This is a genomic window from Streptococcus sp. LMAG:39, from assembly GCF_008680485.1.
GTDB classification, from domain to species: Bacteria; Bacillota; Bacilli; order Lactobacillales; family Streptococcaceae; genus Streptococcus; species Streptococcus pasteurianus.
Genome location: NZ_NALE01000001.1, coordinates 724,881 through 741,761, shown reverse-complemented (window position 1 = coordinate 741,761; position 16,881 = coordinate 724,881). Strand labels below are relative to the sequence as shown.

Annotated in this window: 19 protein-coding genes; 14 read left to right on the top strand and 5 right to left on the bottom strand. The window is 37.4% G+C overall.

The features are described from left to right. The first annotated feature begins 59 nt into the window (after positions 1-59). The 7 genes from CCC20_RS03560 (at position 60) to CCC20_RS03530 (ending at position 6,166) form a co-directional block, all read left to right on the top strand. Complete coding sequence (locus tag CCC20_RS03560) at positions 60-629, top strand: ECF transporter S component (RefSeq protein WP_003066082.1); 570 nt, start codon at positions 60-62, stop codon at positions 627-629. Between the two features lie 387 nt (positions 630-1,016). After that, positions 1,017-1,430, top strand: a complete 414-nt coding sequence (locus CCC20_RS03555) for an EamA family transporter (protein ID WP_003066080.1) — start codon at positions 1,017-1,019, stop codon at positions 1,428-1,430. A 121-nt stretch (positions 1,431-1,551) separates the two neighbouring features. Then, positions 1,552-2,208, top strand: coding sequence for a phosphatase PAP2 family protein (locus tag CCC20_RS03550; RefSeq protein ID WP_013852171.1), 657 nt, complete (start codon positions 1,552-1,554; stop codon positions 2,206-2,208). Between the two features lie 122 nt (positions 2,209-2,330). Further along, positions 2,331-3,272 carry a tRNA modification radical SAM protein MnmL/YtqA gene (gene mnmL / locus CCC20_RS03545; protein WP_003066076.1) on the top strand — a complete coding sequence of 314 codons (942 nt, stop codon included), beginning with the start codon at positions 2,331-2,333 and terminating at the stop codon, positions 3,270-3,272. Next, positions 3,269-3,832, top strand: coding sequence for a tRNA 5-(aminomethyl)-2-thiouridylate-methyltransferase MnmM (mnmM, locus tag CCC20_RS03540; protein WP_003066074.1), 564 nt, complete (start codon positions 3,269-3,271; stop codon positions 3,830-3,832). Before mnmL ends, mnmM begins: the two co-directional genes overlap by 4 nt. A 5-nt stretch (positions 3,833-3,837) precedes the next feature. Beyond that, entirely contained in the window at positions 3,838-4,092 is a 255-nt protein-coding gene (locus CCC20_RS03535) for a hypothetical protein (RefSeq protein ID WP_003066072.1), read from the top strand. A 49-nt stretch (positions 4,093-4,141) separates the two neighbouring features. Continuing rightward, complete coding sequence (locus tag CCC20_RS03530; protein ID WP_003066070.1) at positions 4,142-6,166, top strand: cation:proton antiporter; 2,025 nt, start codon at positions 4,142-4,144, stop codon at positions 6,164-6,166. Between the two features lie 34 nt (positions 6,167-6,200). Here CCC20_RS03530 and CCC20_RS03525 read toward each other — a convergent pair whose 3' ends face one another. Further along, the gene (locus CCC20_RS03525; RefSeq protein WP_003066068.1) at positions 6,201-6,989 is read right to left on the bottom strand and encodes an ABC transporter ATP-binding protein; all 789 of its coding nucleotides are present in this window, start codon (positions 6,987-6,989) and stop codon (positions 6,201-6,203) included. A gap of 526 nt (positions 6,990-7,515) precedes the next feature. Here CCC20_RS03525 and CCC20_RS03520 point away from each other — a divergent pair. The 5 genes from CCC20_RS03520 (at position 7,516) to CCC20_RS03500 (ending at position 11,694) form a co-directional block, all read left to right on the top strand. Continuing rightward, positions 7,516-8,847 carry a hemolysin family protein gene (locus CCC20_RS03520; RefSeq protein ID WP_003066066.1) on the top strand — a complete coding sequence of 444 codons (1,332 nt, stop codon included), beginning with the start codon at positions 7,516-7,518 and terminating at the stop codon, positions 8,845-8,847. 73 nt (positions 8,848-8,920) lie between these two features. Next, positions 8,921-9,709, top strand: a complete 789-nt coding sequence (pflA, locus tag CCC20_RS03515) for a pyruvate formate-lyase-activating protein (RefSeq protein ID WP_058692447.1) — start codon at positions 8,921-8,923, stop codon at positions 9,707-9,709. Positions 9,710-9,762: 53 nt separating this feature from the next. Then, complete coding sequence (locus tag CCC20_RS03510) at positions 9,763-10,410, top strand: hypothetical protein (protein ID WP_003066062.1); 648 nt, start codon at positions 9,763-9,765, stop codon at positions 10,408-10,410. Between the two features lie 149 nt (positions 10,411-10,559). Further along, positions 10,560-11,492 (top strand): manganese-dependent inorganic pyrophosphatase, encoded by a 933-nt coding sequence (locus CCC20_RS03505; RefSeq protein WP_003066060.1) that lies wholly within the window; start codon positions 10,560-10,562, stop codon positions 11,490-11,492. Positions 11,493-11,556: 64 nt separating this feature from the next. Next, a complete protein-coding gene (locus CCC20_RS03500) occupies positions 11,557-11,694 on the top strand; it encodes a hypothetical protein (RefSeq protein ID WP_003066058.1) in 138 nt (45 codons plus the stop codon). Between the two features lie 78 nt (positions 11,695-11,772). Here CCC20_RS03500 and yaaA read toward each other — a convergent pair whose 3' ends face one another. Further along, entirely contained in the window at positions 11,773-12,504 is a 732-nt protein-coding gene (yaaA, locus tag CCC20_RS03495; RefSeq protein ID WP_003066055.1) for a peroxide stress protein YaaA, read from the bottom strand. 109 nt (positions 12,505-12,613) lie between these two features. On the opposite strand from yaaA, the gene CCC20_RS03490 reads away from it, so the two are divergent. Together CCC20_RS03490 and CCC20_RS03485 are read left to right on the top strand one after the other, a co-directional pair. Beyond that, positions 12,614-13,129 (top strand): YiiX/YebB-like N1pC/P60 family cysteine hydrolase, encoded by a 516-nt coding sequence (locus tag CCC20_RS03490; RefSeq protein WP_003066053.1) that lies wholly within the window; start codon positions 12,614-12,616, stop codon positions 13,127-13,129. Further along, positions 13,122-13,778 (top strand): DUF1803 domain-containing protein, encoded by a 657-nt coding sequence (locus CCC20_RS03485; protein ID WP_003066051.1) that lies wholly within the window; start codon positions 13,122-13,124, stop codon positions 13,776-13,778. The genes CCC20_RS03490 and CCC20_RS03485 overlap by 8 nt, the downstream gene beginning before the upstream one ends. Positions 13,779-13,848: 70 nt before the next feature. Here the strand turns inward: CCC20_RS03485 and CCC20_RS03480 are convergent, their stop codons facing one another. The 3 genes from CCC20_RS03480 to CCC20_RS03470 all read right to left on the bottom strand — a co-directional run bounded on the left by CCC20_RS03480 (position 13,849) and on the right by CCC20_RS03470 (position 16,879). After that, positions 13,849-14,850, bottom strand: coding sequence for a FecCD family ABC transporter permease (locus tag CCC20_RS03480; protein ID WP_013852170.1), 1,002 nt, complete (start codon positions 14,848-14,850; stop codon positions 13,849-13,851). Further along, positions 14,847-15,869, bottom strand: coding sequence for a FecCD family ABC transporter permease (locus CCC20_RS03475; protein ID WP_003066047.1), 1,023 nt, complete (start codon positions 15,867-15,869; stop codon positions 14,847-14,849). The genes CCC20_RS03480 and CCC20_RS03475 overlap by 4 nt, the downstream gene beginning before the upstream one ends. A 77-nt stretch (positions 15,870-15,946) precedes the next feature. After that, on the bottom strand, positions 15,947-16,879 hold the full coding sequence (locus CCC20_RS03470) for an ABC transporter substrate-binding protein (RefSeq protein WP_270619607.1): 933 nt from the start codon (positions 16,877-16,879) through the stop codon (positions 15,947-15,949). Between the last annotated feature and the right edge of the window lie 2 nt (positions 16,880-16,881).

Here is a 16,881-nt window from a genome sequence, read left to right as displayed (position 1 = left end):
TGTGCTACCATATACTCGAACGCCTTCTTTCAATTTGAGAAAATTGGAGGAACTTTTTTATGCCTGAAACAATGACTAATACGCGTAAAATCGCTCATATTGCGATTTTATCTACACTTTCTTTTTTGCTGATGTATCTTCAGTTTCCACTGATTCCATCAGCTAGTTTTTTACAGTTTGATTTTTCAGTTTTGCCTGTTTTAGTTGGGCTTGTGATGTTTGATTTGAAGAGTGCTTTGGGAATTTTAATTCTTCGTACTCTGCTAAAGCTTTTGCTAAATAACGGTGGTATTTCAACGATTATTGGTTTGCCAATGAATGTCCTTGCTCTAGGTGTTTTTGTAGTAGCGCTAGCTATTCTTTGGAACCAAAAACCAAGCTTGAAAAATTACATACTGGCATCAGTCGTGGGAACGCTTGGCTTAACTGTGGTAATGTTTATGCTGAATTATGTTTACGCTGTGCCACTTTATGCCAAATTTGCGAATTTTGATATTTCTGCTATTTTAGGTTTGGGAAACTATCTCTTTGCCATGGTCATTCCATTTAACCTCATTGAAGGGATTATCTTTTCGGTGACATTCTTTATTTTATATAGTTGTCTTAAACCAATTTTAAAAATAGATTAAGTTGAAAAATTTTTAATACTTCCCCTAGGTTTCTTGCTTTTCAATTTCTAGACTTAGACCTCAAACCATCCACTGGATGCTTTGAGCTGTCGGCAAGTTTAACAGTCCAGTGGACTGTTAGAGGAAACCAAGGAATTCTTAAAACTTCCGAGACGTCATTTCTCTTATCTGCAACCTTAAACAATCTTCCAGATTGTTTAAGCGGTACAAAGTATTGTTTTGTTGGGAGCAAAATTCGCAAATAATTCTAAAATAAACAGAGAAAATAATTATTTGTAACCTATTTTGGATTAAAAGTGGTTTGTCTATACTCTAAAAGCCAACAATGTGTTGGCTTTTGCTTTACGCTCAAAAATGTTATAGTTTAAGTGGAATGAGGGAAAATAGATGTGGGTTTTATTTGCGATTTTATCGGCAGTATTTGCTGCGTTAACATCTATCTTAGCTAAGATTGGGATAAGTGGTGTCAATTCAAATTTAGCGACAGCTATCAGAACAGTTGTCGTGGTTTTCATGGCTTGGGGAATAGTCTTTATCACAAATGCTCAGAGTGGTATTGGTGATATTAGCCGAAAAAGTTGGTTGTTTTTGATATTGTCTGGGCTTGCTACTGGTGTTTCTTGGTTATTTTATTATCGCGCTTTACAAATGGGCGACGCTTCAAAAGTAGCTTCGATAGATAAATTAAGTGTTGTCATCACCTTGATTTTAGCCTTCATTTTTCTAAATGAACAGCTAACTTTAAAGTCAATGCTTGGGTGTTTGCTGATTGTGGCTGGAAGCCTTTTGATGATTTTGTAAACTGTTTAGAATGATAAATTCCTACAATTTTGCCACAGATTTTTCGAGGATTTATCTGGGATTTGAAAACTAACTAAGGTATAATAGACTTACGACATTTTGATAGAAAAGGTATTGTAATATGAAACATAAACAAAATTATCTTGTAGGAGCTTCATTTTTCCTTGTCATTTTTATGATGTTAGGCTATTTGGTCAAATTCTTTCCTGAGACTTTGGCTGGAATTGACTCAAGCATTCAAACAAGTGTTCGTGGCGACCTTCCTGCCAATGCGACAACTTTCTTTAAAATCGTAACGAATTTTGGACACGAAGTTTTTATCTTTGTTTATGTCTTTGCCATTGCTTTTGTATTTTATTTCTGGAAAAAGTGGAAAGCAGAGGCTATTTTGCTAGCTGGAAATTTAGTGTTAATGGGTATTTTTTCAACAGGTTTTAAATACCTTTACAATCGTCCGCGCCCAAGTATCCAGTACTTTATTCCAAAGCCAATGGGACCATCATTTCCTAGTTGGCATTGTGCGGCAACCATGGTCGTTGCTTTGAGTTTGGTTGTGATTATGGAACAACACTTAACCAAGATGATACTTAAACGTTGCTTACAAGTTTTAGTTGTGGTTATTGCTTTGACAACAGCACTTTCAAGAATTTACTTAGGGGTTCATTATCCGTCTGATATTTTGGGAGGCTGGTTACTAGCATTTACTATCGTAGCCGCAACCTATCCATTTTATGACAAAAAACGCTTTGAATGGCGCTTTCAAGGAAAACAAGAGTGAAAAAATTAGAATGAGAGAATAAAAGAAACTGGGGTCATCCCAGTTTCTTTTATAGCTAAGAATACGCTTACGACAAGTGATAAGAGTTTGTTTGTTTTTGGGAAAGTGTTATAATATAAGCTATGAAAAAGCGTTATAATACTTTAAATGATTATTATCGTCAGATTTTTGGGGAGAAGATTTTTAAAGTTCCTATCGATGCGGGCTTTGATTGTCCAAATCGAGATGGTACGGTCGCACATGGAGGCTGTACATTTTGCACTGTATCTGGTTCAGGAGATGCGATTGTTGCTCCTGATGCACCAATTCGTGACCAATTTTACAAAGAAATTGATTTCATGCACCGCAAATGGCCAGATGTTAAGAAATACTTGGTTTATTTTCAAAATTTCACAAATACGCATGATACCGTAGATGTCATTCGTGAGCGTTATGAGCAAGCCATTAATGAACCTGGGGTGGTTGGTATCAATATTGGTACGCGTCCAGACTGCCTGCCAGATGAGACGATTGCTTATATTGCTGCGCTTTCTGAGCGTATGCATGTAACGGTTGAGCTTGGTTTGCAAACAACTTATGATGAAACATCCAAAATCATCAATCGCGCGCATACTTATGACCTTTACGTTGAAACGGTTAAACGCTTGCGTCAGTTAGCGCCAAAAGTTGAGATTGTTTCACATTTGATTAATGGTCTGCCTGGCGAAACGCATGACATGATGATTGAAAATGTCAGACGTTGTGTGACAGATAATGAAATTGACGGGATTAAGCTTCATTTATTGCATTTGATGACAAGTACGAAAATGCAACGTGATTACCATGAAGGGCGTTTAAAATTGCTGGGTATGGAAGAATATGTTAATATCATCTGTGACCAACTGGAGATTATTCCTAAAAATATCATTATTCATCGTATTACAGGTGACGCTCCGCGCGATATGCTCATTGGTCCAATGTGGAGTCTTAAAAAATGGGAAGTCTTAAATGCCATTGATCAAGAAATGGAACGCCGTGGTTCTTATCAAGGGTGTAAGCTAGAAAATAAGGAGGTCGTGTTATGATAAAACGTCCTTTGCATTTATCTCATGATTTTTTAGCAGAAGTTTTGGATGAACAAGCTATCGCAGTTGATGCGACCATGGGAAATGGCAATGACACAGCTTTTCTTGCCCAACATGCTAAAGAGGTTTATGCCTTTGATGTGCAAGAACAAGCTTTGCAAAGCACGAAAGAACGTTTAGAAAAACAAGAAATTCACAACGCTCATTTAATTTTGGATGGGCATCAACATATTGACCATTATGTGAATCAACCAATTCGCGCAGCTATTTTCAATTTAGGGTATTTGCCAAGTGCTGATAAAACGGTTATCACTAAACCTGACACAACCTTGATTGCTGTGGAGAAAATTTTAGAAAAGCTTGAGGTTGGTGGTCGCTTAGCTATCATGATTTACTATGGACATGAGGGTGGCGACATGGAAAAAGATGCTGTGCTAGAATATGTCAATCAGCTAGACCAAAGGCTTTTTACCGCCATGCTGTATCAACCTTTAAACCAAATTAATCAACCACCATTTTTAGTGATGATTGAAAAATTAAAACAGTCGAAAGAGAGTTAAGCATTATGCAAACCGTAGCGGTTCGTGAAAAATTACATCAAATGCATCAAAAATATTTAGATGACGCAAACACTAAACCGTGTGCCAAGTTGTCAGAAGAAGATGCAGAGAAAATCTTGACAATTAAGAAAAAGTTAGCTAGTCTTGAAAAAGAACGTTGCGTACGACTTCGTGATCGTAAAGATGTTACGGCTATTGATCAAAAAATTGCCAAGCAAAAAGAACGTTTTACTGTTTATTGCCGCCAAAAACAACGATAAGGAGTGATGGTTTATCGAGAGTTCTATCCTTGTTATAGCATTTTTATTAATGCTTATTGTTTCCAACGTCATTAATCGTCTTTATCCTAAATTGCCTTTACCTTTTATCCAAATTGTTTTGGGAATTTTGGTGGGTGTTTTAGCAAAAGAGACGACACTCACTTTAGATTCAGAGCTATTTCTGGCTTTGGTAATTGCACCGCTTAATTTTAGAGAGGGGCAAGAAAGTGATGTGACGACCTTTGTCAAATACAAGTCGATTGTGGCTTATCTGATTTTGCCAACTGTTTTGATAACAATGCTGACAGTTGGTTATGTGACTGGTAAGTTATTGCCTGTTGATGTCCCCTTGGCTGCTAGTTTTGCCTTGGGAGCAGCGCTTGCTCCGACAGATGCCGTTGCGTTTTTATCAATTGCAAAACGGTTTAAATTTCCAAAGCGAGTCGAATCCATTTTGACAATAGAAGGGCTTTTGAATGATGCCAGCGGTTTGATTTCTTTCCAATTTGCTGTGACGGCTTTGACTACTGGAGCCTTTTCTTTGCTTACTGCGAGCTTTAGTCTGTTTTGGGCAATTATTGGTGGAATGTTGGTCGGGCTATTTTTTGCCTTGTTAAATCGAGGAGTCATGGCTTTTCTTGAAAAAATTGACGTCGCTGATGTGACAGGGGCTCTCTTATTGGAATTATCATTGCCGATTGTGTCATACTTTGTTGCCAGTCTTTTTGGTGTATCGGGTATCATTGCTGTCGTGATTGCTGGATTATCACAAGCCAGTCGCTTCAAACGAATTCGCTTATTTGATGCTGAGGTGGACCGTGTCAGCCAGATTATTTGGGAGACGGTCAGCTTCATCTTAAATGGCTTTGTCTTTATCGTTTTTGGCTATGAATTGACACGTATTGTTGAGCCTGCTTTGACCAATCCTTTGGTTAATAATTATCGTCTTGCGGCGATTGTGTTAATCGTGACAGCTTTGCTCTTTTTAGTTCGATTTGTCATGGTTGGGCTTTATTATATTCTCCATTATCGTAAAGAAAAACGTTTCAGTAAATCACTATTGAGGGAGGTTTTACTGTTAACTTTTTCTGGTGTGAAAGGGACGGTATCAATCGCGACAATTTTGCTATTGCCGCAGTTTGAAAGTTACGCCTATAGCTTGATTTTATTTACTGTAGCAGCGGTGACTTTGTTAAGTTTTCTAATTGGAGTATTTGTTTTACCACACTTGGCACAAAACTCTGATGATACTGATACTACCGATTATGTCACTCAAATTGCTATTTTAAATGAAGTGGTTAAGACATTGGAGCAAGATTTAAAAGAAGTCAAGAACAAAGGTCCACTTTATGCAGCCATTGATAATTACAATGGGCGTATTGAGCACTTAATTTTGGAACAAGAGCCGACTATTGTCAAAAAAGAATTGGCTTACTTGCGCTTGATGATTCTTGGAATTGAAAGCGATGGTTTAGAGCATGCTTTTTCAGAAGGCAAAATAGAATTAGTTGAATACCGTTTGTATCAACGTTATTTGCAAAATTTGGAACGTCAGATTAATCGCGGTTTTATTTCAACGTTTAGTTATTTCTTCACGATTAGCATGCGAGTGATTCGTCGCTTAGTTCGTGAAAGCCTTAGTTTTTGGCCGACTATCCGTCACTTTCTTTCTGGAAAATCACGCGAAATTAAATTGACAGAAGATAACCGTGACCGCTTGACAGAGCTTTATTTAAGCAATACGGAGCTGGTGTTAGAAGGGTTACAAGATTTGGAAGGCATTTATAATTCTGAGCTGATTGGCTTTCTTCAAAGGTCACGCCTACAAGAAGCTAATATCATTGAATCGGGCGTCTTTGTTGAACGTGTCATTGCTCATATGAAACCTGATAATATTGATGAAATGTTGCGAGGGTATTATCTTGAGCGTAAAGTGATTGCTGAATATGAAATGCGTGGAGACATTACATCAAGCTACGCAACCTTCCTACGCCGCAATGTCAATAAACTCGAAAGTTATTCGTTAAAAGATGACTATGGAACACTACCATATAATTACTTTATTATAAAATGACCCCTAGAACAAAAATGTCCTAGGGGTTTTACTGTTATGATTTAAATTCAGGTTTGATGTAAATGCGTTCGTCGCCTAGTGGGATGATTGAGACGGTTTGGTCATAGAAATCGGTTAAAATGTCCTCAGTCAAAACATCATTTTTAGGACCTTGGGCAATGATTTCTCCTTTTTTCAGCAACAAGACATGAGTTATTGATCGTGTAATTTCTTCGGCATGGTGTGTTACGTAGAGAATTGTTGGAGCATTAGGAAGGCTTGTGATTTGCTTAATCTGTGTCAATAGTTTTTCACGCGCAAACAAATCAAGCCCACTTGTAGCCTCATCTAAAATCAAAATTTCAGGATTTTCCATTAAACTACGTGCGATAAGGAGCAGTTGTTTTTCACCTTGTGACAGACTAGCATAAATACGTCCAAGCAGATGTTCGCCACCAATTGAAATCAACATTTGTCGTGCTTCATCAAGTTCTTTTTCACCGTATTCTTTGTAAAGAATGCTTGATTTGTATTTCCCAGTCAAAACGATTTTTTCGGCAAGCATATTTGCTGGAAGTCGCTCAGCAATAAATGAGCCAACGATACCAATTTTGGTACGAATATCGCTAATATCAGTACCACCAAATGGTGTTCCTAGGACTTCCACCTCACCGTCTGTTTTCCAATATTCAGCCATGATAAGCTTTAAAAGTGTTGTCTTACCAGAACCATTCAATCCTAAAATAGCCCAATGTTCCCCCTTGTTAACTGCCCAGTTAAGATTTTTTAATAATAATTTATGTTGACGTTCTAAGCTGACATTTTTTAGTTTTACTTGTAACATCTGGAGACCTCCATGTGTTTTTAATAATTATTATATCATTTTTCTGAAAATTTTGATATTTTAGTTTGGCATATGTAAAATATGGATGATATAGCTATCAGAATGTAAATAAATCTACTTTTAACCGAAATAAGTTATAAGTAATTATTACTTCCGTTTAATTTCAGAATTATTTGCGATCCTTGTCCCCAATAAAACGATACTTTGTGCCGCTTAAACAATCTGGGAGATTGTTTAAGGTTTCAGATTGGGAATTTTTTGGTTTCCTCTAACAGTCTACTGAATTGTTAGGACTGCCGATGGTTCAAAGCCTCTAGTGGATGGTTGAGGTTTAAGCCTAGAAATTGAAGAGCGAGGAATCTAAGGAAAGTATCAAAAAGACTTTTTCTTCAGTTTAACAGCTGATAGAGCTGTTTGCCTATTACATAAATGCAAAAATATGCTATAATGTAATTACTGTACTATTTTGTCGTGGAGAATAAAATCTTACCATAATAGATATTTGAAGAATAGGAGTAGAATTGATATGGAAGACCCCAGTCAGAATTTAATTTTGCAATTTGTTTTATTATTAATTTTGACCTTGCTAAATGCTTTTTTCTCAGCTTCTGAGATGGCATTAGTTTCCCTTAATCGTTCACGTGTTGAACAAAAAGCAGAAGAAGGCGATAAGAAATTCATTCGTCTATTGTCTGTTTTGGAAAATCCTAATAATTTTTTATCAACGATTCAAGTTGGTATCACCTTTATCAGTCTCTTACAGGGGGCTAGCTTATCTGCCTCTCTTGGGGGTGTTATTGCGTCTTGGTTTGGAGATTTTGTTTGGGCTCAGACAGCAGGTAGTGTTATTTCCCTTGTCTTTTTGACCTATATTTCCATTGTTCTTGGTGAGCTTTATCCAAAACGTATTGCCATGAATCTCAAGGAAAATCTGGCTGTTATCTCTGCCCCTGTTATCATTTTTCTTGGAAAAATTGTTAGTCCTTTTGTTTGGCTCTTATCAGCGTCAACCAATCTTCTCTCACGTATTACGCCAATGCAATTTGATGATGCGGACGAAAAAATGACCCGTGATGAAATTGAATACATGCTGTCAAATAGTGAAGAAACTCTAGATGCTGAAGAAATTGAGATGTTACAAGGTATCTTTTCGCTCGACGAATTAATGGCGCGTGAAGTTATGGTTCCAAGAACAGACGCTTTCATGATTGACATCAATGATGATACACAAGAAAATATTCAAGAAATTCTCAAACAGAATTTTTCACGTATTCCTGTCTATGATGATGATAAGGATAAGATTGTTGGTGTACTTCACACCAAACGCCTGCTGGACGCTGGTTTCCGTGATGGTTTTGACAATATTGTCTTGCGTAAGATTTTGCAAGAACCGCTCTTTGTTCCAGAAACGATTTTTGTGGACGATTTGTTACGCCAATTGAGAAATACCCAAAATCAAATGGCAATTTTGTTGGACGAATATGGTGGCGTTGCAGGTATTGTCACACTTGAGGATTTGCTTGAAGAAATCGTCGGAGAAATCGACGACGAAACAGATAAAGCAGAGCAATTTGTCCGTGAAATTGGTGAACATACTTATATTGTTCTTGGGACAATGACCATCAACGAATTTAATGACTATTTTGACGTCGATCTTGAAAGTGATGATGTGGATACTATTGCTGGTTACTACCTAACTGGTGTGGGAAATATTCCGGACCAAGATAGTCGTGAAACATTTGAAGTGGATACGAAAGAAAAACACCTTGCTTTGACAAATGATAAAGTTAAAGATGGACGTGTTACAAAACTGAAAGTTATTTTTTCTGATATAGAACAGAGTATTGAAGAAGACTAAGCTAATCTTAGTCTTTTTCCTTTAGAAAATGTTATAATGAAAGCAGAAAAAACGGTTACAAAGGAAGAAAAAAATGACTGAAATTGATTACGGAAAAGTAACTGGGATGATTCACTCAACAGAAAGTTTTGGCTCTGTGGACGGTCCAGGGATTCGGTTTGTAATTTTTATGCAGGGCTGTAAGATGCGCTGTCAATATTGCCACAATCCAGACACTTGGGCTATGGAAACCAATAAATCGCAAGAACGCACAGTTGATGATGTATTGGCTGAAGCTTTGCGTTACAAGCATTTCTGGGGAAACAATGGTGGCATTACCGTATCAGGTGGTGAAGCCATGTTACAGATTGAATTTGTCACAGCACTTTTCACAAAAGCAAAAGAATTGGGAATCCATTGCACGCTAGATACTTGTGGTTTTGCTTTTCGTGACACACCAGAATACCATGAAATTGTGGATAAATTGTTAGCAGTAACAGATTTGGTTCTTTTAGATTTGAAAGAAATTAATCCTAAACAACATATTGTTGTGACACGTCAGCCAAATACTAATATTTTGGCATTTGCGCGTTATTTATCTGATAAGGGTATTCCTATTTGGATTCGTCACGTTTTGGTACCTGGATTAACTGATTTTGATGATGATTTGGTTGAACTTGGTAAATTTGTCGCAACGTTGAAAAATGTGGATAAATTTGAAATTCTTCCTTATCATACCTTGGGTGAATTTAAATGGCATGAGCTTGGCATTCCATATACTTTGGAGGGCGTTAAACCTCCAACGAAAGAACGTGTGCAAAATGCCAAAGACCTGATGCATACAGAATCTTACACCGAATACATGAAACGGATTCATCAGTAAAAATATTGACATTAGCTTGAAACTTTGGTAAGCTCTAGCATAAGGTGGAATCTATGAACAGTTACAAAGTTTTAAAATTTGACGACGAATTCGTTTACTTGATGCAAGACGGAAAAATAAAAAAGCTTGCGCGTGATTTATTTGATTTTGACATAAAACTAGGAGACAAGGTTGACTATATTCAAGACGGGGACATTGTCCTTGTCTTGCCAAATCAAGATGAGGCGACTTTTGATTTAGATGATGACAAGTCTGTAAAATCTGGGCTATTACAAGGTATCTTGAACCTTTTTCTAGAAACATTGTCTATCCATAATAATGACCTAGGTAATCTGAAAAAAATTTTTTCTCAATTATTGGTGACGCTTTTTATGGCTTGGAGTTTACTTGGTGTCATTGCGATTGAAATCTTACTCTTGATTGAATCGCTTATTACATTTATTTGGCGTTTGCTCGTCAAAGGTGTGAAGAAATTGCATATTGTGGATAATAGCCGAAAGTACATGGCTTATCGCAAAGAACAAGAAGCTATCCGCAATCAAGAAAATCGTGAAGAAGAAGAACGCTTGTTACGCTTAGCCTTAGAGCAAGAAAAAACTGCAAAAGCAGAAGCCGCTAAGGACGATTCTTCTGATAATGAAATGCCAGATGTCGAAAACATCAGCAATGATTTCAAACAAAACACGACAGAAAAAGACTAAAGTAAAAGCATTTTTATCAGTAATTAACAATAATTAGTGATAAAGGTGCTCTTTTTGTGTTATTATTGCGATAAAAGCAGCTACTGACTTTGCTATCTCCTTTAAATTTTGCTAAAATAAGAATAAATAATTATTATGAGGTAGAAAACATGTCTAAAATTTTAGTTTTTGGTCACCAAAATCCAGACTCTGATGCTATCGGTTCATCAGTTGCTTATGCTTATTTGAAACGTGAACTTGGTGTTGATGCTGAAGCTGTTGCTCTTGGAACACCTAATGAAGAAACAACTTTCGCTTTGAATTACTTTGGCGTAGAAGCACCACGTGTTGTTGAATCAGCAAAAGCTGAAGGGGCTGACCAAGTTATTTTGACAGACCACAACGAATTCCAACAATCAATCTCTGATATTCGTGACGTTGAAGTTATCGAAGTTGTTGATCACCACCGTGTTGCAAATTTTGAAACAGCTAACCCACTTTACATGCGTTTAGAACCAGTTGGTTCAGCTTCATCAATCGTTTACCGCCTATACAAAGAAAATAACGTTGTTATTCCTAAAGAAATGGCTGGTTTGCTTTTGTCTGGTTTGATTTCAGATACACTTCTTCTTAAATCACCAACAACTCACTCAACTGACCCAGCTGTTGCTGCTGACTTGGCAGAAATCGCAGGTGTAAACCTTGAAGAATATGGTTTGGCATTGCTTAAAGCTGGTACAAACTTGGCAACAAAATCTGCTGAAGAATTGATTGACATTGACGCTAAAACATTTGAACTTAATGGAAACCAAGTTCGTGTAGCACAAGTTAACACAGTTGATATTAACGAAGTTCTTGAACGCCAAGCAGAAATCGAAGCAGCTATTACAGCAGCAAATACTGCAAATGGTTACTCTGACTTTGTACTTATGATTACTGATATTCTTAACTCAAACTCAGAAATCTTGGCACTTGGTTCAAACATTGACAAAGTTGAAGCTGCCTTCAACTTCAAACTTGAAAACAACCACGCATTCCTTGCAGGTGCTGTTTCACGTAAAAAACAAGTTGTCCCACAATTAACAGAGAGCTTCAACGCTTAATTAATAAGGGATAATAAAAAAGCGACGTGAGTCGTCTTTTTTGGAGAAGTTAAGGAAAAGAAATATGACAGACGAAAAAATACTCTATCATAAAAAAGGAAACCATTGGGAGATTACACTTTCAAAAACGTCAAAAAGAGAAAAGATAGAAGGTGTAATAGGACTTCTTATTGCACTCATTACTTATTTTTTGATGAAATAATGTTATTTCGGTAAATCCTAACATAACAAAAGCCAACCAATCGTTAATTTGATTGGTTTGCTTTTTATTTTTGGGATGTTATTCTTGATCACGGATAAAGGTGAGGGTTTGGTCTTTGGATAATTCTGGTGAGAATTGGAAGCCGTCAAAGGTTAGGTGTTTGATTTGCTCAATGGTTTCAATTTGTTTTTCAGCCATTAGTGAGACCAAACGACCACGTCCTTTTTTAGAAATGGTTGAATGAACTTTTGGCTTTCCGTTTCTATTTTCCATAAAGACAATTTTAACCATGCGTTTGCGGATATTTGGAGAGAAAACTTGCTCAAATTCTGATGACAGTAATGAAATGATGAGTTCGTCATCTTGGACTTCTTCGTTGTATTGTTGTCTCCAAAATTGTTTTAATGATGTGTTGTCAATCTTGAGATTTCCTTGAAAATCAAGGCGATGTGGTGCGATTAACGTCATGGGACTGATTAAACCGTATAAGGCAGTAGCGATACGAAGGTGGTTATCAAGATAATGTCGCTCCGCTTCGGTTACCTGAGTTCGTTTCATATACCGATACATGAGACCGTCATATAATAGCCATGCGGGATAGGTTTTGGCTTGTTTATCCGCTAGACGTTGCCAACGTGTCCATTCTTGGTCAGCTTTACTTGAATTGATTTTGTAGAAATTAGCCAAATTTTCGGCGGGGTATTCTTGTAAGGTTTTGAGCACTGCTTGGCTCTGGGCAGATAATGGTTGGCTTGGAAAAGCATCTTGGTTGGTATGTAATTCTTTGGCGTTAGGAATTAATATTTTCATACTGGCATTATAGCATAGACCTCAAAAATTCTTCAAAGATAAAAACTTATTAAAAAGTGAAGTTTATCTTCTTATAGCAGTCATTCTTGTTTTTTGTTACAATAAAGCTATGAATATTCAAGAATTGCGAGCTGGCGATTTGCTTTTTATGTACGGAATTTCCGATATGTCGCAAGCTATCCAGAAAGCAACTGGACAATATAGCCACGTTGCTATTTATTTTGACTCAATGATTTATCACGCGACCAAGGATAAAGGTGTCATTAAACAGCAGTTAAGGGAATTTTTGAAAACGAAGCAGCATAGGATTTTTGTTTACCGTTATCCTAGGATTAAGGCTGATCAGGTTCAGGTAGCAGCGGAGCATTTGCTGGGCAGACCTTACAATCACAGTTTCTATCCAGATAATGGTTCTTATTATTGCTCACAATATATTGCGGATATTTTGCCGATTTTTGAAACGATTCCCATGCAGTTTGGTGATGACAAGCATACGATTTCTGAGTTTTGGCAGCAATATTATGATGAGCTTGGAGTGGCTGTTCCGTTAAATCAATCTGGGACTAACCCTAGTCAATTGGCACAGTCCGAGAATTTGCAGTATTTAGGAGAATTACATGATTAACATTTGTAATCCAGATAAATTAACCAGACAAGCTTTTTTTCAAGACTTGATTAATTTTCTTTATCAAACAGATGATGTGACCTTACGCCAAATCAAGGCAAACTTTCCAGAAGTTCCCAAAATTGACCGTTTGATTGAGGAATACGTGCAAGCAGGCTACATTATTCGTGACAATAAACGCTATACGATTGGTTTTGACTTGCTTGATAGCCTAGAAAATGTTAGTTTAGACAGTCAACTTTTTGTAGATGACCAAAGTGCTATCTATGAGGACTTGATGGCTCTGACTTTTGAAACACGTTTGACAAATGAGGCTAATGATTTGGTGCTTGTTGAAAAAACAAGTATCGCTCGTAGTGAGTTAACCTTGTCAAATTATTTCTTCAAATTAGCAGATAATTTACCAATGTCTAAAGCGCAAGAACCTTTGTATGACTTGCTTGGAGACGTCAATCCACAATACGCTTTGAAATATATGACAACATTTTTGTTAAAATTTGGTCGTAAGGACGAAGTTGCCCAAAAACGCCCAGATATTTTTGTAGAAACGTTGGAAAAATTGGATTATATCCGAAAAAATGACCAAGGGAAGTACGAATTGAACATGCTTTTTGACAAAGAAAACTTGATTTTTACCAGTAAAGCTTAAAAAACCTGTCCAGTGGACAGGTTTTTCATGAGCCTGAAAATTAAAAATCGAGTTAAGTCCATTGGACAATTCACGTTGTTTTTATCATTAGATAGAGAAAATAAGGAGCTCCGATAACGGCAACGACAAGTCCTGTTGGAATTCCTGTGCCAACTAAGCAAACACGTCCAATTGTATCGGCGATTAAAAAGATAATCATTCCGATGAGCAGACTAGACGGAAGGCTGATGCGGTGGTCGCTTCCTAATAATTGGCGCGTGATGTGACCAGCAAGCAGACCGATAAATGTAATATTGCCCACAAGAACAACACTAAGCGCCGCCAAGGCAGTCGAGAGTATTAGTGTGTAGAGACGTTCTCGTTTTAGATTTAAACCTAAAGCGATAGCTGTTTCTTCGTTAAGGCTCATAATATTTAGTGCATAACTTCGACTGTAAGTTAGTAGCCAAGTGACTAATAGCAGCGGTGCTAAAATCATCAATGTCTGCCAATTGCCACCACTTACTTTTCCGCTTAGCCATGAGACGATATAATCCGTCTTACTCGTATCAAGGTTAGCAATGATTGAAATCATGATGCCTGAAAGCAAGCTAGAAATCCCAACACCTGTAATGATAAGGCGTGTCGGACTAATCGGCTGATTTTTCTGACGTGAAACAAAATAAACAGTACAAATGGTCAGAATACCACCTAACATGGCTAAAAATGGCATAAGCGCAATCATCATGGAATTGGTAACATCCAAAAGCCCAACCATAATCGCAATCACGAGCCCAGCTCCTGCATTTATTCCTAAAATACCTGAATCGGCTAAGGGATTTTTAGTGAGTGTTTGAAGCAACACACCTGACATGGCAAGCGAACCGCCACCGAGCATACAAGCCAAAATGCGTGGCAGTCTGATTTGCGTGACAATGAAAGACATGGTTGCATCTGATTTTCCTAAAAAGACCTTGCAAACCTCTAGAAGTGAGGAATTAGCATATCCTAGAGATAAGGATAGCAGGAAAATAAGACATAACAGAAAAATGAGAACACTGAAATGACAAGCTACTTTCTTTCCAGATGTCATAAATTTTCCCCCTTTCGCACCAACCACAGAAAGCATGGTAAGCCAACAATACTAACAACCGCACTAACTGGCGTTTCTGCTGGCGGATTGATTGTACGGCAAATCAAATCGACCCAAAGCATAAAAGTGCTCCCAGCAAATGCTGTTAAAGGAAGGATAATCCGATAATCTTTCGCCACAAACATTTTGATAAAATGAGGAATGATAAGCCCGACAAATGCAATGCTGCCAACAAGAGCCACGGCGGCAGCCGATAAGATAACCACAATAGCAAGGAAAGTCATGGTCATGGCAAAAGTTCGTTGCCCCAGAGCTTTAGCAACTGTTTCATCAAGACTTAGAATGGTTAATTGACGCGCAAAAAGCTGCGCTAATAGCAATCCAAGGATAATAAAAGGCGCAATAATTCCCAACATTTTCCAATTTATTTGTGCTAAGCCACCAGATTGCCAACCGATAACTGCTTTTGACAAATCAAAATACAGCGTTATTGCCTGACCAAGTGATGAAAATAGGGTTGAAATCATAGCACCTGCTAAAATGAGTCGAAGTTGTTGGTATCCTTTTCGAGGATGATAAGCTATTCCAAATACTAAAATAGCAGCTAAAATCGCACCAAACAGACAAGTGATTAAAATCAAACTGTAATGCATACTACCAAAAATGGCATAACCTACAATCAAGGCTAAACCAGCGCCAGCATTAATGCCAAGCAAACCAGGGTCAGCAATAGGATTACGAGTAACGCCTTGAATAATGCTACCAGCTTGTGCCATGGCAGCCCCAACTAAAATAGCAGCAATGGTTCTTGGAAGCCGCAAATCAAAAATCACATCTTGTAAGTTAGAATCAGTTAAAGGGTGTCTAAAAACACTCATTAATTGAGCATTAGAATAAGCTACCGCACCAAAGCGAAGGCTTAAATACCAACCAAGGATAAAAAGAAAACATAGGCTGAAAAAAAGAAGCCACGCTCTTAAACGTTTATTCTTTTGAAAAAGAAGGTACAGTTGTTTCATTGTCTTTCCCTTTCAGAGAAATCAGCGAAAACTACCTAGCGTATGGATTGCAGGCAGTTCTCAGCTGGTAAATGAGTTTAACTATTAGCTTGCTTGATTGCTGATACAAAAGCATCCAGCTGTTTATCAAGCGACATTGGGTCTGAGAAGTAGAAGAGGCTTTCATCAACTTCTAAAACGTGATTATTTTTCACAGCAGAAATATTGTTCCAAACATCGCTTTCTTTTAGGGAAGCTGCCGCTTCTTTAGTGTCGTCACTAACATTAAGAACAACGTAGTCTCCGATATAATCTCCAAGAACTTCTTGTGAAATGCCAAACCAGCCAGCAGGGAAAACATCATCTTGGACTTTTTGTGGTGCAGCATAACCAAGCGAATCATAAATCAACTCACCACCACGTCCCCAGTTATTACCATAAAGGTAGATATCTTTGTCGTAAAAATCCATAACCGTAAAAGTCGTTGATGAATCAATGTATTGACTCAGTTCTTCTTTAGCTTCAGCAGTTTTAGTTTCCCAGTTATCAAGCCATTCTTGGGCTTCATCTTCTTTATCAAAAACTTTTCCGAGATTAGTCATCATTTCCAAATAATCACTTTTACCGTATTCAATGACTAAAACAGGAGCAATTGCTTTCAAATCATCAAGATTTTCATCTGTTGAAAAAGCGATGATAAGGTCTGGTTTTTGGGTAGCAATAGCTTCGGTATCATCTGATGTTAATTGGACAGCCTCAGCTAATTGATCACCAAAAGAAGGGCTATTTTTTTCTAAATCAAGTGAATAACTTGAAACATTGACACCGAGTTCTAATAAATAACCTGTGTATGAGTAGGCAAAATTAATGACCTTTTGAGGATTTTTAGGAATATCTCCTTCATAAGAAAATCCAGTAATTTTAGGCATGCTAGATAACTCGGTATTATCTGAAGTTGATGATGTATTATGGCAAGCAACGAGTAAAAATGTTGCTAGAAAAGTCGTTAAAACGGCGAAAAACTTTTTCATGT